This is a genomic window from Prochlorococcus sp. MIT2304 (genome assembly GCF_059772405.1).
In genome coordinates this window covers 1,703,409-1,724,037 of record NZ_CM186286.1, presented here as the reverse complement: position 1 = coordinate 1,724,037, position 20,629 = coordinate 1,703,409, and the positions used below count along the sequence as shown (strand labels likewise).

Sequence of the window (20,629 nt, the reverse complement as noted above, 5' to 3'; positions counted from 1 at the left end):
AAAATTCATTAAATCGATATTTTATAAGTCACGTAAATGTTTATGGATTAACTTAAATAAATACATTTTAAATAGGATAATTAAATTAGAAATCTTTTAAAAGCTTATCCTCTATAGCCAGGAGTTCAATTTGAAAAAAGAAAAATTAAAGAAAACCCTTCTCATTGCATTATTCGCAAGTGCTTTCATTTTACTAGTCTTCTTGATTCAGACCTATGGAATTGAACCATTAAGAAGTGTCGTAAAAGAAATGGGCATTTGGGCACCTCTTGGAATTCTTATACTTCGAGGAATAAGTGTTATCCTTCCAGCATTGCCGAGTTCTGTTTATTCACTTTTGGCTGGATCATTGCTTGGTTTTAAAACAGGCTATTTAACTATTTTCATATCAGACCTAATTTTTTGTCAGTTAGCATTTTTTATAGCTCGGAATTTTGGGCGTTCTCCTGTTCGGAAATTAGTTGGGGTAAAAGCCATGAAAAGAATTGAGGGTTTCAATCAAAATCAACTAGAAGGAAATTTCTTTCTAATGACTGGACTCCTAATGACTGGACTTTTTGATTTTTTAAGCTACGCACTAGGGATAGGGGGAACACGTTGGAGAATTTTCACCCCTGCCTTAATAATTAGTTTATTGATAAGTGATTCAATTATTGTTGCTGTTGGAGCAGGTGTAAGCCAGGGCGCAGGTTTAATGCTTGGGGGAGCTTTACTTGGAATGTTTGCACTAGCAACGATAACTGGTTTCAACAAAAATAGAGTCTCAGAAACTCAACAGAAAAGTCAATGAATTCGAAACAAGTACTAAATATTTAGATAACTAAAAAGAACAAATTTATATTTATTCTCTTTATATTGTTAAAATTGCTCAGTACTCCATATTGATATGTCAAGCATTCCATTTAAAGCGCTCAAAATAGGAGGGGAAGTTATCAATAAAAATCCAGTAAAGTATAATAAAAGCAGAATATCAGGAAGTAAAAAAACATTATATGGTTTACATATAAGAGGTGTATCTATGCCAGGTGAAAAAGAAAAATTCACAACCACATCTAAAACCAAACCAGAACAATTCGAAAACTTAATATATAATAGGGTTATGAGCAGTTATAGAAGAGAAAAGATTGAAAGTTATAAGTATAATATAATAACTAAAGAAAGAGCAGAAATAAATAAGCTTCAAATCAATGAATTTGTTCCTAATGATGATGACGCATTACTTGTAGCAACAAATGCTTTATATAAAAACATTTTTGGGAACTTATCTTTAATGCAATCGGAGCGACCAATTGATATTGAAAGGAAACTAAGGAATGGTGATATCACAGTAAGAGAATTTACAAGAAGAATTTGTAAATCAACTATTTATAAGAATTTCTACTTTGATAATATTAGCCAATATAAATCTATCCAGCTAAGATACAAGCATATCCTCGGTAGGCCCATCAAAAGTCAAATAGAAGTGACTAAAAGTTCTAATATTATAAATAAACTAGGGTTTGAAGCTCATATTGATTTTCTAATAGATTCTGATGAATACAATGATGTTTTCGGTGAAGATATAGTTCCATATATTAGGTCATGGAATTCTCCAGTTGGCTTTAAAACAAAAAGTTTTCTCGAAACCTCTTCCATAACACAAGCTTTTGCAACAAGTGATATTTTGAAATCATTTAATTATCTAAAACTAAATTAACAACTATTCAAATGAATTAGATGAATATTGAAGAATTTTTCTTAAAGAGTGTTGGAGAATGGAACTCAATGAGAAGCGGACATTCATTAGCATTTCAAGAGTTTGAAGAAATAAGAAGCAGAGTAAAAATTATTCCTGTTAAAAGTAACGATTCTAGAGTTAGAGAATTATTACAAGATGATCTAGCAAATGCTAATCAAATAAATCAAGCATTTCTAATTAATTGGGAGGCAAAAAGTGAATGGGGAGAAGAGAATCAAAAAGAAAATATGTCTGGCGAAAGTATACTCATTCCAATAGAGGTTTCTAGAAGAGAAGGGAGAATAATCAGAAGCGTTGGATATACTGAAGAAATACAATTAACATCATTATATAAATTTCTTGATGATGGAACGCTAATTATTCATTCAAACTATAATCATATATGTACAGAAGAAAGAATATGGTTTGTCTCCAATAATTTAAGAAGTAGATCTTCTGTTACAAGAGCAATAAATTCATCAGCCGTCTTGCAAACATCTTATGCATCCGAAATTCGCTTTACGAAAAAATAAACTATATACTACAAGATGAAAAACAAACATATATTAGAATTTGCAAAAATAATTTCAGGTATATTTAGTAATAAGGAACAAGCTTTAGCGAATCCAAGAAATTTTGCACATATTCAAATACATTTTCGACCATTATTTTTAAAAACTTATAAATGTTTTTCGTTTTATTCAGAGCAAAGGTATCAACATGATATATGGAATCCATATAGACAGTGTATAAATAAATTATCCCAAGAAAAAGAAGTTTTTATTTTAAGTAATCATAAAATTGAAGATAAAGAAAGATTGGCTGGAGGTGCACTAGATATGTCTATTTTAGAAAAAATATCTAAGTATAAATTATATACAAAGCCTGGATGTTCTATGCATTTTAGAGAAACTAAACCCGGTAATTATGAAGGAAATATAGAACCTGGTAGGAGTTGCCATATACAACACGAAAAAGGAATAACTTATGTAAAAAGTAATATTATATTAAATAAAAACTCTCTTATTTCTGAAGATTCTGGATACGAAATAGAGACTAATAAGAAAATTTGGGGTTCAAATTTTGGCCCATTAATATTTAAAAAAATTGCCAATTTTGATCATTTTATTGATAAGAATTGGAGTTAAATCTTAATCATCATATTTCCCTAAAGAAATTAACTAAGACATAATTTCTTTAGCCTTTAACCTGACGAATCGATGATTATCACTCAAAAATAATTTAACCAATCTCTTTTTAATATTAATTTGCTTATTTTGCAAGACAAGCAACGCTGCATATCTATTCTTCCAATATGGAGTACGACTCTCATCTGCATATTCATCTATATTATTATAGAATTTATTCTCATTTATACATCCCAAAACTTCAATGGCTGAAGATTTAAACTTCATATAATTAGGCCATCTATCTGATAATAAAAATTCAACTTTTTCTAAAATCCTCTTATCATATAATTTCTTATCTAATAGTAGTTTGTATGCATTTATAAAGAAATAGATTGCTCCATAATCTGACTTAGCTCTATCCCAATTATTATTTAGATAATACAAAACTTCGTCTGAAGGAAATTTACCTAATTCTTTCATTGATTGATAACATCTATTAAAGTCTGTATGAAAAAGTTGCTCTATCAAAAAAATTAGATTTTTTTCAAAATCATCAATCTCTAAAGTATTTATATCTTCTGGATTATCAATAATGACTGAGTCAAGAGATTGAATCAAGTTTATATCTTTCCAATATACTATTTCATTAATCCAAAGAGAATCTATTGCCTTTAATTTAAATGATGGAGAAATTGGAGCATTAACTAAATAAGGTAAAACAGATAAATGACCAGCATTTATAATATCCTGAACTGCACAATGTCTATCATTTTGATTAGATAGTCTCAAGAAATCCTTTAGAACATCAAGTTTATCATCCTCACCAGCAAGTTTAATCAATGCCGCGATAGAAGCTCCTTTAATTCCATTCGAAGACTGCTTTTCAATTGATAATGATCTAATCTTAGCAATTTCTTGTCTAACTCCTAAACTAGTTAATGTTTGGATTACTACTCTTTTATTATTAAATTGTTTATATAGTATTGAACAAATCTTTTTAATGATATGAATATCATTACATTTAAGTTTACCTAATGACCAAACAGCACTCTCAACTAGGTAATCATCATCATTATTTAGAAAACTTGCAATGACTGGTATCGCTTTTTTACTGCCAAATACAGCAAGTACCTCTATTGCTTTTCTTTTTGCTATCTTATATTCAAGTTCCTCATGGTCATATTTAATAAAATCAAGAAGTACAATTTCTGATTCTTCACATGGGTAATTGGTTAAGTGGAAAACTGCCTTATAATAATCTGCTAAGATTTTAACTTCTGAAATTGGTCTACTAAGAATATTGATAGCATCTCTTTTATTGATTTTGGGTAGATTATTAAATGGATTGGATTGCACTTTGAATATTCAGAAATCTGTATTTAGTAAATCGTCTTAAATTACTATTTTAGCATAAAATTTATGCTAAAATAGTACGATATTATTCATAAAAATACAAGTAATGAGATTAAATGATACTCATTAATCTCATTATATAATGTGGTTTGAATTTGATAAAAAAGATGGATAATCACATGAAAAGTAAAACGAAAAATGAAGAAGAAAAAGTAGAGCATAAAGGAGGCAAGCACAACATAAATATTAAGAAAAAATCAAATAAAAACGAAATCAACGTGTTAATAAATGGGCTTGGTGATGAAAATGGTTTAGTTAGAAGAAGTAACGCACAAGCATTAGCTCAAATTGGTTCATCAGCTTTACCTGAGTTGATTAATGCTCTTCTGAATAGTGAAAATGTTATTCAGAGAAGAGCAGCAGCAAAGACTTTAAAGTTAGTTGAAGATCCAACAGCTTTACCTCATTTAATAAAAGCACTTACCAATGATTCAGATTCTGTAGTGCAATTTTCAGCAGCTGGTGCCATTGCAATTTTTGGCGAGGCCGCTGTACATCATCTAATCATTGTCTTAGAGAGTCAAGAACATACAGAAATTCAATATGGTCTTGCAGCATGGTGTTTAGAATTTATTGGAGCGAAAGCACCAAATGCAATAAAAAAAGCAGCCAAATCAAAAAATACTAAGGTTAAATCAGCTGCAATTTCAGCACTTGAAGAGCATATTAGACAGTCGCAAGATCAAGAAGCAATCAAGTTGGTAGAAACTGCTATTAGTGATAATGCTGAAAATGTTCAGATTGAAGCTATTAAATTAGTTGGTAAACTATATAGAATAGAAACTTTAATTCCTACATTAATATCAAAATTAAAAAATAACAGTCCAGATATACGGAAAGCTTCAATATTGACTATGATGCAACTTAATATTAATGAAGCCATAAACCCACTCAAAGAACTTCTTAAGCTTGAACAAGATAAAAATGTTAGATCAATAATTAAATTAGCTATAAAAAAAATCGATGCCTAAAAAAACCAAGAGATAATCTAGGATATTAAATTATTTTATCTCTTAAAATCTCGTCTTTTATCATTGGATCAATAGTTTTATCACTTAATAATTCATCAAATAAATCATCAACAGTCTGATCTTTCATTTCTAAAAGAGCACTAATAGAAGCTTTGGCTCTTAATAAGTCTTTATCTCTACAAGTTTTAATCAAAATATTTCTACCAGTTTTACCTAATTGCCTCAAAAGAGAAATAACAGTCAATATTATTTCAGGTTTGTCATCTTTAAGTGCTAATTCAACTACTAACATTTCTTCGGGAGATAATTCTTCTAAATTAAAATTAACTACAACCTTTATCATCGTTTTCAGGCAACTAACTTTAACCGTTGGATTTTTAGTATCTATATATAATGAATTGATCGACTTTAATATTTTTTCTCCAAAGCATCCCAAAGCTAATATTGATTTTCTTCTTATAAATACATCTTCTTCCTTCAGATTAGCTAGGAGATTATTTATAAATTTAACTTCAAATTCTTTTTTTAAGATCAAAAATGCTTGGGAATTAATATTTGGATTTGGATGCAAGAAATCTTGATAAAGTTCAATATATTTATTTAAATCTAAATAATTAACCATACCTAATTTTAAACCATTAGTTAAAATCTATAAAAAATATGTTGATTAACCTAATTTTTTTACGCAAGTGCGTTTATCAAATAATCCAATAATCCTTTAAATTCTGTTTCGGCCTGCTGACTCATAACATCATTGATTTTAATTTCATCTCGGATAAAAATAAATGCTTCTACGTATGCTGCAGTTGGTAATAGCTGGATACGAATAATTTCTCTCATGCCTGATATTCCCCATTCATCTAAAGGACCAGTACCACCAGTTACCAAGCAATAATTAATAAGACGCAAATAATGATGAATATCTCTTACACATTTATCTTTATTAGCTTGCTCATATGAACCATTTTGATATACAGCATCAACCGCCAGATTCGTAAACTTATCAATACAAGAAGCAAGTTTTTCTGCAGCCTCTAAACGAGTTTGGGCCCTATCAAAAGAACCTTTCACAGACTCAAAATCACTCATACTAGGAAATCTTCCTGCTGCATCAGCTGCGCTAACAACGGTTGTAACTGCAGATTTCATAATGACTTAATAAGAATTAGTTTGAAGTGCTTTGGGAGGAATTTAAATCCAAGTTGACTAGTCAACTTAAAGCCTCTATTACAAGATCAAAATAGGATGCCGCCTCCGCCGCAATATCTTGACATTGTGCTCCTGAGCCAGAATTAATTCCTTTAAACATTTTTCGTCCTGTATTTGTCTCAGTCATAATTGCAACTGTCGCAATCTTCATTATTTCAACTGCTCTGATAGCATTAGACGTTGGGACTCCAAGAGCCAAATAAGTTTCTTTTAAACCATTTAGACATCTATCTTCAAGAACAGAAGGATCGCCTGCGAGAAGTGCATAGCTAACATATCTCAAAATAATTTCTCCATCCCTTAAACAAGCTGCCATTCGACGTGTTGGATAACAATGTCCCCCTGGCTGAGTAAGTCCAGTATTTTCACAAACCATTCCTGCTACTGCATCTGCAGCTATGCAAGAAACGTTTTGAGTTATCGCAAGGGTTGCATCAATTCTTTTATTTGCTTCTGCAACGTACTTTCTTAAATCTGCAAGATCTTCACTTCCAATTGCTGCACCCTTGGCGTCAGCACTTACAACTGTTCTAGAGAAAGCATCAAGCATCTTTTGACTACCTAGCCTCTGTAAGTAAAAAATCGATCCAGTAAGGACTTAAATAAGTCATCACTTAATTCAACCTAAGACTTACCGTCAAATTTCACTCAAAGAGACCTTATAACGCAATGCTTCTTAACTGTATCAAAGATTTTTTGCTAAAATTGTCCATGAAGTTATCTCAAAAAGCGTATATGTACAGGGGATATTACTAATTTGAGCTATTGTTGATATAAAAAAATGCGAAGTCCTACAGAAGAAGAGTTAGAAGAATCGATTAAAGCACTAACCGAGTACAAAAATCGTTTAGAGAAAGAAGTGGTAACTATTTCAAATAAACTAAAAATGCCTCAAAAAAAAATCAACACAATCATCGACTCGCATTCAGAGCTTAATCAAATAAAAATAATACTTTCCAAGCTAAATAAACAAAAAGATAATTTAGCTTCTAGCTTGATCTCATAAATTTATTTAAATTACATAATTTATATAAAAATGGTCTCTATTAATATCTCAAAAACCAAATTCAAAACAATTTATTTTCAGTCTATAAAATGAAAGAATCAAACAATAATTTTTTAAATGGATTAAATCAGGCTCAGTCTCAAGCAGTTGATCATGTTCATGGGCCATTATTAGTTATAGCAGGAGCAGGAAGCGGCAAAACCAGAGCTCTTACTCATCGTATCGCACATTTAATTATTGAATATAATGTTGATCCAAGCTCTATTCTTGCAGTAACTTTTACCAATAAAGCTGCAAGAGAAATGAAAGATAGGCTTGAATTACTTTTAGCAAAAAGATTAGCAAATATCAGTCATGGCAAGCCATGGACTGCTTTACAAGTAGCAGAACAAAGACAAATTCGTAATCGTATATATCGTGAAATCAGCCGTGAATTATGGATAGGAACTTTTCACGCTTTATTTGCAAGGTTATTACGCTTTGACATTGACAAATTCAAAGATCCTGAAGGATTGACATGGACTAGACAATTTTCAATATACGATGAAACAGACGCACAAAGTCTGATTAAAGAAATAGTTACACAAGACCTACAATTAGACCCTAAAAGATTTGAGCCCAAGAGAGTCCGTTGGGCAATTAGTAACGCCAAAAATCAATGCTTGCTGCCTGATGATTTATTAAAGATTCAAGAGGGTCAAAGAGGCAAATTAGTTGCTGAAACTTATAGACTTTATAGGAAAGCTTTAGCCGCTAATAATGCATTAGATTTTGATGATCTACTATTAATACCTGTTCAATTACTACAGCAAAATGAGAAGATAAGAACTTATTGGCATAATCGTTTCAAACATGTTTTAGTCGATGAATATCAAGATACGAATTGGACACAATACGAATTAATTAAACAATTGGTTACCAATGGCAAAGATCCATCTTCTTTTAAAGATTGGAATAATCGATCAGTTTTTGTTGTTGGCGATGCAGATCAAAGTATTTATAGCTTTAGAGCTGCCGACTTTCGAATATTGATGGGATTTCAAGAGGACTTTGGAAAGGAAAACCTAAAAAATACAAATAATACAACTCTCGTAAAACTTGAAGAAAATTATCGGTCTACTTCTACCATCCTCGAGGCCGCCAATTCATTAATTTCCAACAATAAAGAAAGAATAGATAAAGTTCTTAGAGCAACAAGGGGAGAAGGCGAGCCTATTAAATTGACAAGATGTGACGATGAGATAGCAGAGGCAGAGGCAGTTATTCATAGGCTAAGAATTTTAGATGCCTCCAATCCAGAATTGAATTGGGGAGATATGGCTATTCTTTATAGAACTAATGCTCAATCAAGAGCAATTGAGGACTCATTAGTACGCTGGAGTATTCCATATATTGTGGTTGGAGGATTACGTTTTTATGATCGCAGAGAAATTAAAGATCTATTAGCTTATTTAAGGCTTTTAATTAATCCATCTGACAGTGTCAGTCTTCTGAGAGTTCTAAACGTTCCTAAAAGAGGGATTGGTAAAACAACAGTTCAAAGATTAAGTGATGCTGCTAGTCAATTAAAGATTCCTCTTTGGGAAGTTGTAAATGACCCCGAAGCTGTCAGATCTCTTGCTGGAAGATCTGCCAAAGGTCTTTTGAATTTTAGTGAGCTTATCAATGAATTACAAAGTCATCTTCTTTCTTCTAGCCCTGCCGAATTAGTTCAATTGGTTTTAGAAAAAAGTGGCTACTTGAGTGAATTAATTGCGACAGGAACAGATGAAGCAGAAGAAAGAAGACGCAATCTTCAAGAATTAGTTAATGCCGCTCTGCAGTATCAGGAAGAAAGTGAAGATGCAAATTTAGAGGGTTTTTTATCAACTGCCGCTTTATCGAGCGATGCAGATAATAAAGACACTGCTCAAAATCGAGTCACATTAATGACTCTTCACAGCAGTAAAGGCTTGGAATTTCCTGTTGTTTGTCTAGTGGGAATGGAGCAAGGCTTATTCCCAAGCTATAGATCACTTGATGATCCATCTTTACTAGAGGAAGAAAGGCGACTTTGTTACGTAGGACTTACAAGAGCGAAAGAAAAACTATTTCTTTTTCATGCATCTGAGAGAAGAATGTGGGGTGGAATGAGAGAACCTGCTATCGCATCTATTTTCCTTTCCGAGATACCAGAAGAGCTTGTAAAAGGTGATATTCCATTGTCTGGTGGAGCTACCTTGAGAAGAGAAAAAAATCTAGATAGGCTGACAAGAATTGATCGACCAAGTAATAAAAAAAGTTTTCCTAATAAAGCTGAAAATGCAGTAAGAAAAACATACTCAGGTCCCGCACCAGGGAAGAGATGGACAGTTAATGATAGAGTTGAACATTCTTCATTTGGAGAAGGGAAAATAACCCATGTTTTTGGTTCAGGAGAAAAAATTTCACTCGCTATAAAATTCTCAGGAATGGGACCAAAAATATTAGACCCAAGGCTAGCTCCTTTAAAATTAATAGATGAGTAATTTTCAATCTTAAAAATGCTTATTAAATAAAATCATATTTCTCATGGAATTATTTGATAAATATATAATTGAAAAAGAGATAAAAGAATTACCCAGTGGTATTCTAACTATTCTTTTAGATGCAGCTAACTCAGCTGACATAAAATGTATTGCAATAGTTGGTGGAGTTGTAAGAGACTTAATAACAAAAGCAAAAAATAAAGATTATAAAATAATCTTCAATGATCTAGATTTAATTATTGAAGGGGAAACATCAAGATATGTAAAAGAATTGCAAAAAGTTCTTGGAGCAGCAAGAGTTAAAGTTATTCGCAATAACACAACTTATAAAACCTCAGAAGTAATAATTGATAGCTTAAAAGTTGATATAGCATCTGCTCGTGAAGAAACTTATCCCATACCTGGAGAAAATCCAAAAGTCAAATTATCAACAATCAAAAAAGATCTAATAAGAAGAGATTTTGATATAAATGCAATGGCAATTGAACTCAAAGATAATAAACTAATAGATTTATTTTCAGGATCAGATGCAATTGAGAATAAGAAGATGGATTTTTTGCATGAAGCTAGTGTTCTAGAAGACCCAACTAGAATTATTAGAGCTTCTCGCTATTCTGCAAAATTAAATTTTAATCTATCAAATCAAGCCATAAAGCAAATAAAAGATACAATAAATCTTTGGTCATGGAATTGGCATATTGGAGATAATAGTGATCTAGCCCCTTCAGCATTATCAATAAGGTTGAAAATGGAGCTAGAGCTGCTGCTAGAAAGTAAAGATTGGAAGAATGCATTAAAAAACCTACAAGCTTTTGAAGGGCTAAAATTAGTAGACTCAAAATTACAGAACGATCAGAGAATTATTGAAAAAATTTTCATTGCAAAGAAGTCAAAGATAGAACCCTTAACAGCATTAGTTTATGAATCTAAAGATCCTATCTATTTAGCAAGAAGATTACACTTAAATCAACAACAAAGAGAAATAATAGAAGGAGCCTCTCGATTAAATAAATATCTAAAAAACATAACAGTTAATCAATTATATAAAAATTGGTCACCATCGAAGTGGACAACAACCCTAGAGGAAATAAATGCTAATGAATCATCTTTCATACTTGAAATATGCAGAGGGAATCCACTAAAAGAATATTTAAAATCTTGGCTATATAACTGGAAAAATATAGATTCTCCAATAAAAGGAGATGAATTACTAGCTAAAGGTTGGAAGCCCGGTCCAGAAATAGGAATAGAAATAAAAAGGCAAAGAATGAAATTAATTGATGAAACAATTATTTCTTAAAGATTTAATAAGTATTTATTCAGAAATGAATCCTATCCTAATCCAAGGTCCTTGCTTTATAAGTTTTTCTGAATAAATAGATGGGCAACTAACAACCAAAGGGCCACAAGTTTGTGGGTCTATTAAAATTTTTAACATGGCAATATGAAACGATTTATCAGATTTAAATTCTTGAGATATGAGCTCAAATCTTAAATTTTTATCTCCTTCAATATTTTTTAAAAAAATTTCGTTTGCAGGTGATAAAGTACTTTCAAATCCTTTATCTAAAAGTTCTTTCACACCATCATAAACCGGTATATGATCGAGCTCAAGAATGATTTTCAATGGTGTTAAATTCATTTTTAATTGATCTTTATTTGTAGATTCCAACATCTCAGATAAATGACCTAGCAAACCAAAACCAGTTATGTCAGTACATGCATTAATTATTCTTAAGTGTGGATTTATATTTGTTAATTGATTAATATAATTTATAATGTCATGCTGACTTTTATTCATCTCTTGTAAAACAGAATCAATCACATAAGGCTTTACTTGACCATTCATAAATGCAGAAAATACTATTCCAGTGCCTAAAGATCGACTAATTAGAATGTGATCTCCTTTTTTCATTCCACCCTTAGGCCAAAAATATTTTTTATCCTCAATAATTCCATTTACAGTTAATGAGCTTTCAATTCCTAAAGCGAAAGGCTCTTCCAACATTTTTCTTGATTCTAATGTATGCCCCCCTATCAGTTTTGCGCCCTGAATAGTTAAAGCAGAATTAATACCTTCCAATACTTGATATAACAATTCTTTTTGCAAATTATTAGGTAAGGATGGCAAATTCACAACTGATTGTGCAGAGATAACAGCCCCTCCACATGCCCAAATATCAGAACAAGAATGAAAAGCTAAAAGCCTCCCATTTAGCCATGGATCACTAATTAAAGAGGGAAAACCATCTACACTTTGTATCAAGGTCTGACTAGAAGAGAGTTTTGCTATATCAATAGAGTCATCTGTTGAAGGTTCCATTAAATCTAATTTTTTCAACGCTGAAATTAATGGATTAAAAGCTAGTTTTGCTGCACATCCTCTACATTTAATCATCTCTTCATCAGCAAACATTGCTGAATCTCTATCTTTAATAAGATAAAACTTAGAGACAAATTCTTTATCAATTGATTCTTTCAATCTTGATAGGAAACCAAAAGGACCAATGATCAATTCACCCCAGGATATAAAAGCTTTGGATTCCATATTTATAAAATTGGTATCTAAAAGTTGTATCGCTTTTCTTTGAGGTTTCCATTCCTTAAGTTTTAGACCTTTACTCATAGACTCTAAATTTTTTGCCAGTGGTTTTGATGAACGTACTGCCCATACTCCAGAGGCAGGCCGGGGGTGATCCTTAATCACTCCACAATCTCCTACTGCAAATAACTCTGGATAATTAAAAACTTGAAGAGTTTTTTTTGTTAATATCCTCCCATCTTTATCTATAGGCAAACCACTATCTTTAATCCAGTCAAATGATTTATTACCTGTACATATTAATTTGGGATAATAAATAGATGGATTCTTTTCTGTGATCTCAATCTTTAAATCTTTTAATTTTTTAAATAGATTTTTACTAAGTCCTCTTCGTGATTTAACTTTTAATATAATTGACCTTGTAGGCCATCTTTTTCTTAGAGAAAAAGCTAATTCAACCCCAGCGAATCCGCTCCCAATAATTACAAATGGTTTTGCTGAAGAATTATCCTTATGGATATCTTGATCTAAAATGAATTTATAAGATTCAGAAAAAGGTTTAATTGGAACAGCTAAACCTTCATCTCCTTCCGTTAGAAATTCAGATTTTAAGTTAGTTTTTGATCCTATATTAAAAGACAATAAAGAATATTCAATTTCTGGGCGTCCTGCTAAAAGTAATTTTTTTTTCTTAGAGTCAATCCCCTCAATTTCAGCCATCACAAATGAAACTCCTGCTTTTGCAGCAAGGTTCCTTAAATCAATTAATATTTCATCAATCTTATATTTACCTGCTAAGACACCTGGAAACATCCCAGAATAAATTGTAGTACTTGCTTTATTGACTAAAGTAATCATTCCAGCAGGCTTCAATTTTGGATTCATTGCCCATCTGCGCAAAACAAGGGCATGAGTATGACCACCACCAGCTAGAACGAGATGATCACTGAACATGATTTTTTGAATATTTCTGGGACACAATCAGATGCCTATGATTTCAAAAAAGCAAGATTAGGAATTATTGGCGGAAGCGGACTATACAGGATAGAAAATCTAAAAAATATAGTCGAATTAAGCTTAGACACTCCCTATGGAAAACCTTCTGATAAGTTACTAATAGGCAATCTTTTTGGAATAGAGATTGTTTTTCTGGCTCGCCATGGAGAAAAACATACTTTAAATCCAAGTGAAATCCCATATAAAGCGAACATCTGGGCTATGCGCTCATTAAATGTTAGATGGTTAATATCTGCATCAGCTGTGGGATCATTAAAAGAAGATATCAAACCTTGCGACATAGTTATTCCTGATCAATTTATTGATCGAACTCATCAAAGACCATTGACTTTTTTCAATAATGGAGCTGTAGCTCATGTAAGCATGGCAAATCCTTTTTGCGAAATTCTTTCTCAAATACTTTCGCAAGAAATAGAAAAACTTTTAACCAAAGAAAAAAAAATGCACATTGGAGGAACATATCTTGCTATGGAAGGACCAGCATTTTCAACAAGAGCAGAATCAAATTTATATCGAGACTGGGGATGCTCAATAATAGGTATGACAAACCATACAGAAGCTAGGCTGGCAAAAGAGGCAGAAATTGCTTACTCAAGCCTGTCCATGGTTACTGATTATGATTGCTGGAATCAAAATGCCGAAAATGTATCCGTTGAAATGGTCATTGAAAATCTTATGGAAAATGCAAATTTTGCAAAATCAATAATCTCTGCTGCCGCTAAAAGAATCTCATCATTAAGACCTTCAAGCTCTTCTCATAATGCATTAAAAAATGCGTTAGTTACTCCAAAAGAGCACGTACCAAATAAAACTAAAGGCAAGATCAAATTATTCACAGATAAATATTGGAATTAAAAAACCAACCGACAATAATTGTCAGTTGGTTCTTGGGTTATTTTCGAAAATGGTATTTTTCTAGTTAAAACTAACCAGCGTTACCTATACCAGTATATGAACCGTAAAAGAAAATACCAAGAACAAAAATAACAGCTGTTCCACCTGCAGTAGCTACTAACCATAAAGGAAGTGCTCCCTCTGTCCACCTTCTTTCCCAGGAGACTGCAGGTGTACCATTTGGTAGACGATCTCCTGCTCGTCCATCAGGTCCTTTTAATTTGCTCATGATAAAGAGTTTTAGTTAAAGAAGTAACTGGAAAAAAGAATTCCCATTACAAAAACAAGTAAGAGTCCAAGATAAAGACTTGTTCGGTTTAATTCAACCGGAACTTTATTTGGATTTGGATTGACTTGCATGGATAATAAAGCAATCAGATGAAATTTGGTTATTTCAGACGCGTGTCAAGTTCAGCCTTGGAATCAAAGCGCTGAACAACAACAGGAGCTTTGCTTTCTCCAGCCTGAAAATACGTATCTGGTCTAGGAGTTCCAAAAGCGTCGTAGGCAAGCCCAGAAGACACAAATAGGAATCCTGCTACGAAGATCGCAGGAAGTGCCACTGCATGGATGATCCAATAGCGGACACTTGTAATGATCTCAAAAAACGGGCGTTCCCCGGTAGAGCCGGCAGCCATAGCCTCACTTAATCAGCTCAGTGATCTTATCAAGCGAAATCAAAAGAAACGAACTGTGTTGCAAGGTGGTTACACAGAGTCACGGAAATCATCAAAAATTAATGATTTCACCCCTGCCATCGCAATAAATTGCCCCTTTCGCCGAATACAAAACCCTTCAGACTGTCACTACTAGAATCGTCCATAAACAAAATTCTAATGAAATTTGTTGGAACAAATTCACCAACAGGATCTTTTTCCCAAGTTTGTCCATCATCATTGCTCACTAATAAAGTCCCACTCCCTCCAGCGGCCCAAATGGAATTAGATGGATCCCAAGCAAGATCTTGATAGTTATAACCGTTCACGATTGGGATGATGGGCTTTGACCAGGCGTCGACATCATCAGAGTTTGCATTAAATCTGATTTCAGCACCCCTAGAAAGCATCCATAAATCCCCATTTGGCTGCTCACCAACACTTTGAACTCTCTTACTACTTGCTCTTTGATGAGGACTCCATGTTGTCTCGCCTGGATTTAGAACTGAAAAAAAGTTACCAAGGCTACTAACACTTAAATAACCACCGCTGTTTGTGCGTCTTAATTCTCTTACTCCTCCCGAGCCAGAGGTATCAACAACTATTGCTTCCCAATTTGTACCTGCATCAGTTGTTTTATAGATTGCTCCAGCTGTAGTTGCCAACTCAGCAGAATCAGTATCAATTGTTGTTATCAAATATGGATCTCCTGGCAACTTATTTCCCAAATTGAGACGAGTCCAATTTTTCCCTCCATCAGTTGTATGAAGAATCAAACCTGGTTGACCTGCAATCCATCCTTCTTGGCCCTTAAAATCAACGCTAATCAGACGAAAATTACCTTCGCTTGGAATATCCAAATTTCGTTCTTTCCAGGTAATTCCTCCATCATTTGTCTCAAGAATCAACCTGTTAGTACCAACTAAAAAACCATTCTTATCATCTACAAAGTCAACATCTAATGGGTTTGCTTCAGTATTGAGATCAACAAGTGACCAAGGACTTGACGAGCCCATTGAAGCATTACTAACGGTACAACTACTAAGAGCTATTCCAACTATGAAGACAAGAGTCAAGTTGATGACATTTGAAAACAGACGTTTCATTTCAAAGAATAAAGAGAGAGAAAACAGGCAGCGGCTAAAGCCAGGCTTCCAAAAATAAGAACGTTTTTCTGGCCTGAAGGAAGTTTATTAAATCCAAAGCCATAAGTAAGGTTTTCTTCAAATCCACTAGGCTTTGATTTTGGTCCAATATCCTTATATCCACCAAATCCTACTCGACAGACTGGACATCTAAACTTGTTTCTATCTATCTCTAGAAATGCCGTTCCTGGTTCAATATTTAGCTTTTTTATACCTTCATCGGGGTCATAAATAAAACCGCAGCTCATGCACTCAAAGCGATTTAATTTTGGATCAAATTCCTTAGTTGAGCTTTTTGGTTCAAATGAAATAATTTGATCTTGTTTTTCATTAGAATTTAGATCTTCAAAAGGATTTGATTTTGTTTTTGTGTCTTGACTCACAGTTTTCACTTTCACATATGACAACTCTATGGCACAAATCCATAAAATGACTGTCAGAATGATATTGAAATCAGTAATTCATTCATGTTTTCCCTTCAGGGTTATGAGTATTTCTTAGGATTTCTTCTGATTTCAGGAGCCGTTCCCATTCTTGCTCTTACAACAAATAAGCTAATAGCGCCAAAAAGCAAAGCTGGAGAGAGACAACTTACATATGAATCAGGCATGGAGCCCATTGGAGGTGCATGGATTCAATTTAATATTCGTTACTACATGTTTGCACTTGTTTTCGTTATATTCGATGTTGAGACAGTGTTCCTTTACCCATGGGCAGTTGCATTTCACAAACTTGGGTTATTAGCATTTATAGAAGCACTTGTTTTTATCACAATATTGGTTGTGGCATTAGCATATGCATGGAGAAAAGGTGCCCTTGAATGGAGTTAAATCCCTTGAATAAATCTCCTTCTTCCGAAGCAGTAAGAAATCTTAGAGAAGCTTCCTGTGGGCCTGTAGGAACTCCTGCAGTAACTAACGACCTGAGCGAAAACATAATCCTTACTAGCCTTGAAGATCTTCACAATTGGGCAAGATTAAGCAGTCTATGGCCGTTACTTTATGGCACCGCTTGTTGTTTTATCGAATTCGCAGCTCTAATTGGATCCAGATTTGATTTTGACAGATTTGGATTGGTCCCAAGAAGTTCTCCTAGGCAAGCTGATCTTCTAATAGTTGCCGGCACTGTCACAATGAAAATGGCACCAGCTCTTGTAAGGCTCTATGAGCAAATGCCAGATCCAAAATACGTAATTGCCATGGGAGCTTGTACTATTACAGGTGGGATGTTCAGCGCAGATTCAACTACAGCAGTTAGAGGTGTTGATAAGCTAATCCCAGTTGACCTTTATCTTCCTGGGTGTCCTCCAAGACCAGAAGCAATATTCGATGCCGTCATCAAATTAAGAAAAAAAGTTGCAAACGAATCAATTTCTGAGAGATCGAAAATTACTCAAACTCATAGGTATTTAACCATTCCCCATAAGATGAGGAGATGCGAGCCCAAAGTAAACGGGAGCTACCTCAGTGCAAAAACACAATTGATTGCGTTAAACCCCTCTCTATCTGAGGAATTTAATCAATCTTTAAAAGAGGTTCAAAAAATATCTGAAGAACTTTCAAGTAATTAAACTCCTCCTAAATAAACATGACGAATGATTCAAAAATAGTAGTTGAAGAAAAAAACTCTGGCCCCATAAGTGAATGGCTTTCCAAGAATGGATTTGAGAACATTCCTCTCGACAATGATCACCTAGGCGTTGAAGTTATAAAAATCATTCCAACCAATCTCCTAGCAACAGTTGAAGCATTAAAAACTGAAGGATTTAATTACCTCCAATGTCAAGGTGGATATGACGAGGGACCTGGTTTAAACATAGTCTGTTTCTATAATTTAATAGAAATAAGTGAATTTAAAAAAGATATTTCTCCTCGAGAAGTAAGGCTAAAAGTATTTCTTAATCGTGATGGGGATATGACTGTCCCAAGTTTGTATAGTCTTTTCAGAGGGGCCGATTGGCAAGAAAGAGAAACATTTGATATGTATGGTGTTAATTTCAAAGGCCACCCTCATCCAAAAAGACTTTTAATGCCCGAAGACTGGAAAGGTTGGCCCCTAAGAAAAGACTATGTTCAGCCAGATTTTTATGAAATGCAAGATGCGTACTGATTTATTCTCTTTTTTTGTATATTCTATAAAATCGCATTATTGCTAAAGCAAGACTTCTTGGATCATGCCTCAAAGTTGGATTAATCTTTGAAGCGTGAAGAGAGGCTAGATAAACCTTATAGCCTCTAGATGCAAGATCGATCTTATTGCATTTGACTGGTTCAGACCCTTTTGATTTGTAGTAATCAATCAGTGGAGAAGGTTCTAATTTATCTTGAGCAAGGATTGAACTAAATATTTTCCTTGTAATTCCAATGGATGCCAATTGAGCTTCCATCGCCCTTACATGACCTGAGACATCAAGTCCATCAGTTTCACCTGGTTGAGTCATTAAATTACATATATAAAGTTTTGGAGCTTTGCTTTTCTCTATCGCTTCGACTATTTCAGGAACAAGCAAGTTAGGGAGGATAGATGTGTACAAACTTCCTGGGCCTATCAAAATGATTTCAGCATTTCTTATCGCTTCCAAAGCTCTAGGCAAAGCTGGGGGTCGAGCTGGATAACAACCAATTCTCATTATTGGTGCGCCTGCTTTCCCAATAGCCGATTCACCATCTATTCGGTCACCATTTTCAAGTTCAGCCCACAATTGAACATCTACATTAGTTGCCGGTACAACTTGACCCTGAACAGCCAGAACTTTACTTGAGGCGGTAATTGCTGTCTCTAAACTTCCAGTTATTGCAGTTAAGGCAGAAAGGAAAAGATTTCCAAAACTATGTCCCTTAAGTCCACTCCCAGCAGGGAAACGATACTGAAAAAGACCTGTTATTAGTGGCTCTTCAGTTGCTAAAGCTGCCAAACAATTTCTAATGTCGCCAGGAGGCTGAACTCCAAGCTCTCTCCTAAGAACTCCACTACTTCCTCCATCATCTGCAACAGTAACTATTGCTGTGATTCGACTGCTATATCTTTTTAAACCTTTTAATAATGAAGATAAACCTGTTCCTCCTCCAATAGCAACAATATTCGGACCTCTATTTAATTTTTGTTTAGCTCTTAATGCATCAACTAAAAAAGTATCTTTCTTGGAACCTAAAGCCTGCTTGATAGATTCAAAACTTCTTCCTTGTCCCCAAATCAACAGAAATATCCCTATCAAAAAGACTATTGGTCCAGAAATATTTCTAGGGATGAAAGTTGTTATGAATCCTAAAAACCAAAAAAGCATTTCTACAACCCAATAAATTGGACGCAGATCAGCCCATATTGCCGCTCCAATCAAAGCAATTAACAAGCCAAAACCAGATGTGATCATCCACCTCTTAACTACCAGACCTGGCAATAGCCATCTAATAGCTCTTTTAAAGCGCTTGTAAAGTTGAAAAGACAAACTAGCGAAAAAAGTTTTACGCAAAGTAGATCTTTTAAAATTTCTTTTTCTTCTTTTTTTCAATGGATTTAAGTTAGAGAAGATTTCAACAAAGAGACCTAAATAATTAATTCACATAAACTCTAATTAAGCTTCACAATTTACGTATCTCATACAAAATGAGATACGTAAACAAGCATTAGGAGAGAGTGTGTCAAAAAACACTCAAGTAATGTTGATGAAAAATCTCAGTGTGGAGCTGGGATCAAAGAAAGTTCTCAATAAGGTTAATCTTGCCATGAGTGCTGGTGAGAGGCTTGCAATTGTTGGTCCATCCGGCTCAGGCAAATCAACAATACTTCGTTTATTAGCTGGATTACTCTTACCTTCCGGCGGAAGCCTTCATATATCCGGCATTGAGCAAAATTATTTAAGGCTAGATCAAAATACCCCCCCTGATGTGAGATTAGTTTTCCAAAACCCAGCTTTGTTAGCATCTTTAACTGTTAGAGAAAACGTGGGGTTTTTGCTTGAAAAACAACAAATTTTTTCCAAAGAGATTATTAACCAAAAAGTCATAAATTGTTTACAGAAAGTAGGCTTATATGATGTGGCAGAAAAATTTCCCAATCAACTCAGTGGGGGAATGCAAAAAAGAGTAAGTTTTGCCCGTGCCTTAATTAGTGACTCCAAAAAAGGGAAAGGCTCAATTCCACTTCTACTATATGACGAACCAACTGCTGGTCTAGATCCAATAGCTTGTACTCGTATTGAAGATCTAATTATTAAAACAACTGATGCTGCTGATGGCTGTTCAATCGTAGTTAGTCACGTTTCAAGTACAATTGAGAGAACGGCTAATAGAGTTATCTTGCTTTACGATGGGAAGTTTAAATGGGACGGATCTATAGATCAATTTAAACAAAGTGAAAACTCCTATGTAAAACAATTTCGCACAGGCAATCTTCAAGGACCAATGCAACCTGAGGACTTTTAAA

At 33.8% G+C, this 20,629-nt stretch carries 24 protein-coding genes; 13 read left to right on the top strand and 11 right to left on the bottom strand.

Annotated elements, in window-relative coordinates; translation table 11 throughout:
* Nucleotides 1-163 precede the first annotated feature (163 nt).
* The 4 genes from AC6EIY_RS09835 (at nt 164) to AC6EIY_RS09820 (ending at nt 2,865) form a co-directional block, all read left to right on the top strand.
* Nucleotides 164-790, top strand: coding sequence for a TVP38/TMEM64 family protein (locus tag AC6EIY_RS09835; protein ID WP_498508218.1), 627 nt, complete (start codon nt 164-166; stop codon nt 788-790).
* Nucleotides 791-886: 96 nt separating this feature from the next.
* On the top strand, nt 887-1,696 hold the full coding sequence (locus AC6EIY_RS09830) for a phycobilisome rod-core linker polypeptide (RefSeq protein ID WP_498506720.1): 810 nt from the start codon (nt 887-889) through the stop codon (nt 1,694-1,696).
* Nucleotides 1,697-1,716: 20 nt separating this feature from the next.
* The gene (locus AC6EIY_RS09825; protein ID WP_498506719.1) at nt 1,717-2,250 is read left to right on the top strand and encodes a phycobiliprotein lyase; all 534 of its coding nucleotides are present in this window, start codon (nt 1,717-1,719) and stop codon (nt 2,248-2,250) included.
* Between the two features lie 15 nt (nt 2,251-2,265).
* Nucleotides 2,266-2,865 carry a chromophore lyase CpcT/CpeT gene (locus AC6EIY_RS09820; RefSeq protein WP_498506718.1) on the top strand — a complete coding sequence of 200 codons (600 nt, stop codon included), beginning with the start codon at nt 2,266-2,268 and terminating at the stop codon, nt 2,863-2,865.
* Nucleotides 2,866-2,898: 33 nt separating this feature from the next.
* Here the strand turns inward: AC6EIY_RS09820 and AC6EIY_RS09815 are convergent, their stop codons facing one another.
* The gene (locus AC6EIY_RS09815) at nt 2,899-4,203 is read right to left on the bottom strand and encodes a HEAT repeat domain-containing protein (RefSeq protein ID WP_498506717.1); all 1,305 of its coding nucleotides are present in this window, start codon (nt 4,201-4,203) and stop codon (nt 2,899-2,901) included.
* Nucleotides 4,204-4,379: 176 nt separating this feature from the next.
* On the opposite strand from AC6EIY_RS09815, the gene AC6EIY_RS09810 reads away from it, so the two are divergent.
* The gene (locus AC6EIY_RS09810) at nt 4,380-5,231 is read left to right on the top strand and encodes a HEAT repeat domain-containing protein (protein WP_498506716.1); all 852 of its coding nucleotides are present in this window, start codon (nt 4,380-4,382) and stop codon (nt 5,229-5,231) included.
* A 25-nt stretch (nt 5,232-5,256) separates the two neighbouring features.
* Here AC6EIY_RS09810 and AC6EIY_RS09805 read toward each other — a convergent pair whose 3' ends face one another.
* The 3 genes from AC6EIY_RS09805 to cpeB all read right to left on the bottom strand — a co-directional run bounded on the left by AC6EIY_RS09805 (nt 5,257) and on the right by cpeB (nt 6,990).
* A complete protein-coding gene (locus AC6EIY_RS09805; protein ID WP_498506715.1) occupies nt 5,257-5,853 on the bottom strand; it encodes a glycosyltransferase in 597 nt (198 codons plus the stop codon).
* A 59-nt stretch (nt 5,854-5,912) separates the two neighbouring features.
* Nucleotides 5,913-6,380, bottom strand: a complete 468-nt coding sequence (cpeA, locus tag AC6EIY_RS09800) for a C-phycoerythrin subunit alpha (protein WP_498506714.1) — start codon at nt 6,378-6,380, stop codon at nt 5,913-5,915.
* 61 nt (nt 6,381-6,441) lie between these two features.
* Nucleotides 6,442-6,990 (bottom strand): phycoerythrin subunit beta, encoded by a 549-nt coding sequence (gene cpeB, locus AC6EIY_RS09795; RefSeq protein ID WP_498506713.1) that lies wholly within the window; start codon nt 6,988-6,990, stop codon nt 6,442-6,444.
* 231 nt (nt 6,991-7,221) lie between these two features.
* On the opposite strand from cpeB, the gene AC6EIY_RS09790 reads away from it, so the two are divergent.
* The 3 genes from AC6EIY_RS09790 to AC6EIY_RS09780 all read left to right on the top strand — a co-directional run bounded on the left by AC6EIY_RS09790 (nt 7,222) and on the right by AC6EIY_RS09780 (nt 11,253).
* A complete protein-coding gene (locus AC6EIY_RS09790; protein ID WP_498506712.1) occupies nt 7,222-7,446 on the top strand; it encodes a DUF8630 family protein in 225 nt (74 codons plus the stop codon).
* 89 nt (nt 7,447-7,535) lie between these two features.
* Nucleotides 7,536-9,953 (top strand): UvrD-helicase domain-containing protein, encoded by a 2,418-nt coding sequence (locus tag AC6EIY_RS09785; RefSeq protein WP_498506711.1) that lies wholly within the window; start codon nt 7,536-7,538, stop codon nt 9,951-9,953.
* 43 nt (nt 9,954-9,996) lie between these two features.
* Nucleotides 9,997-11,253, top strand: coding sequence for a tRNA nucleotidyltransferase/poly(A) polymerase family protein (locus tag AC6EIY_RS09780; RefSeq protein WP_498506710.1), 1,257 nt, complete (start codon nt 9,997-9,999; stop codon nt 11,251-11,253).
* A gap of 15 nt (nt 11,254-11,268) precedes the next feature.
* Here AC6EIY_RS09780 and selD read toward each other — a convergent pair whose 3' ends face one another.
* Nucleotides 11,269-13,449 carry a selenide, water dikinase SelD gene (selD, locus tag AC6EIY_RS09775; RefSeq protein ID WP_498506709.1) on the bottom strand — a complete coding sequence of 727 codons (2,181 nt, stop codon included), beginning with the start codon at nt 13,447-13,449 and terminating at the stop codon, nt 11,269-11,271.
* Between selD and mtnP the strand changes: the two genes are divergently transcribed.
* Nucleotides 13,435-14,367 (top strand): S-methyl-5'-thioadenosine phosphorylase, encoded by a 933-nt coding sequence (gene mtnP, locus AC6EIY_RS09770; RefSeq protein ID WP_498506708.1) that lies wholly within the window; start codon nt 13,435-13,437, stop codon nt 14,365-14,367. The two genes, selD and mtnP, sit on opposite strands and share 15 nt — an antisense overlap.
* Before the next feature lie 70 nt (nt 14,368-14,437).
* Here mtnP and AC6EIY_RS09765 read toward each other — a convergent pair whose 3' ends face one another.
* The 5 genes from AC6EIY_RS09765 to AC6EIY_RS09745 all read right to left on the bottom strand — a co-directional run bounded on the left by AC6EIY_RS09765 (nt 14,438) and on the right by AC6EIY_RS09745 (nt 16,521).
* The gene (locus tag AC6EIY_RS09765) at nt 14,438-14,635 is read right to left on the bottom strand and encodes a photosystem II reaction center protein J (protein ID WP_498462173.1); all 198 of its coding nucleotides are present in this window, start codon (nt 14,633-14,635) and stop codon (nt 14,438-14,440) included.
* 11 nt (nt 14,636-14,646) lie between these two features.
* Nucleotides 14,647-14,766, bottom strand: coding sequence for a photosystem II reaction center protein PsbL (gene psbL, locus AC6EIY_RS09760; protein ID WP_011294297.1), 120 nt, complete (start codon nt 14,764-14,766; stop codon nt 14,647-14,649).
* Nucleotides 14,767-14,795: 29 nt separating this feature from the next.
* Nucleotides 14,796-15,044, bottom strand: a complete 249-nt coding sequence (psbE, locus tag AC6EIY_RS09755) for a cytochrome b559 subunit alpha (RefSeq protein ID WP_011294296.1) — start codon at nt 15,042-15,044, stop codon at nt 14,796-14,798.
* Nucleotides 15,045-15,151: 107 nt separating this feature from the next.
* A complete protein-coding gene (locus AC6EIY_RS09750) occupies nt 15,152-16,168 on the bottom strand; it encodes a photosynthesis system II assembly factor Ycf48 (protein WP_498506707.1) in 1,017 nt (338 codons plus the stop codon).
* Nucleotides 16,165-16,521 carry a rubredoxin gene (locus tag AC6EIY_RS09745; protein WP_498508216.1) on the bottom strand — a complete coding sequence of 119 codons (357 nt, stop codon included), beginning with the start codon at nt 16,519-16,521 and terminating at the stop codon, nt 16,165-16,167. The genes AC6EIY_RS09750 and AC6EIY_RS09745 overlap by 4 nt, the downstream gene beginning before the upstream one ends.
* A 153-nt stretch (nt 16,522-16,674) precedes the next feature.
* Between AC6EIY_RS09745 and AC6EIY_RS09740 the strand changes: the two genes are divergently transcribed.
* The 3 genes from AC6EIY_RS09740 to AC6EIY_RS09730 are packed head-to-tail and all read left to right on the top strand — an operon-like array spanning nt 16,675 to nt 18,316.
* Nucleotides 16,675-17,037: an NAD(P)H-quinone oxidoreductase subunit 3 gene (locus tag AC6EIY_RS09740; RefSeq protein WP_011294293.1), complete on the top strand. Its 363-nt coding sequence runs from the start codon at nt 16,675-16,677 to the stop codon at nt 17,035-17,037.
* A complete protein-coding gene (gene nuoB, locus AC6EIY_RS09735; RefSeq protein ID WP_498506706.1) occupies nt 17,028-17,777 on the top strand; it encodes an NADH-quinone oxidoreductase subunit NuoB in 750 nt (249 codons plus the stop codon). The genes AC6EIY_RS09740 and nuoB overlap by 10 nt, the downstream gene beginning before the upstream one ends.
* Before the next feature lie 17 nt (nt 17,778-17,794).
* A complete protein-coding gene (locus tag AC6EIY_RS09730) occupies nt 17,795-18,316 on the top strand; it encodes an NAD(P)H-quinone oxidoreductase subunit J (protein WP_498506705.1) in 522 nt (173 codons plus the stop codon).
* Nucleotide 18,317: 1 nt separating this feature from the next.
* Here the strand turns inward: AC6EIY_RS09730 and AC6EIY_RS09725 are convergent, their stop codons facing one another.
* Nucleotides 18,318-19,715, bottom strand: a complete 1,398-nt coding sequence (locus AC6EIY_RS09725; protein WP_498506704.1) for a gluconeogenesis factor YvcK family protein — start codon at nt 19,713-19,715, stop codon at nt 18,318-18,320.
* Between the two features lie 127 nt (nt 19,716-19,842).
* Here AC6EIY_RS09725 and AC6EIY_RS09720 point away from each other — a divergent pair, with 127 nt between their 5' ends.
* A complete protein-coding gene (locus AC6EIY_RS09720; RefSeq protein WP_498506703.1) occupies nt 19,843-20,628 on the top strand; it encodes an ABC transporter ATP-binding protein in 786 nt (261 codons plus the stop codon).
* Nucleotide 20,629: the final 1 nt, after the last annotated feature.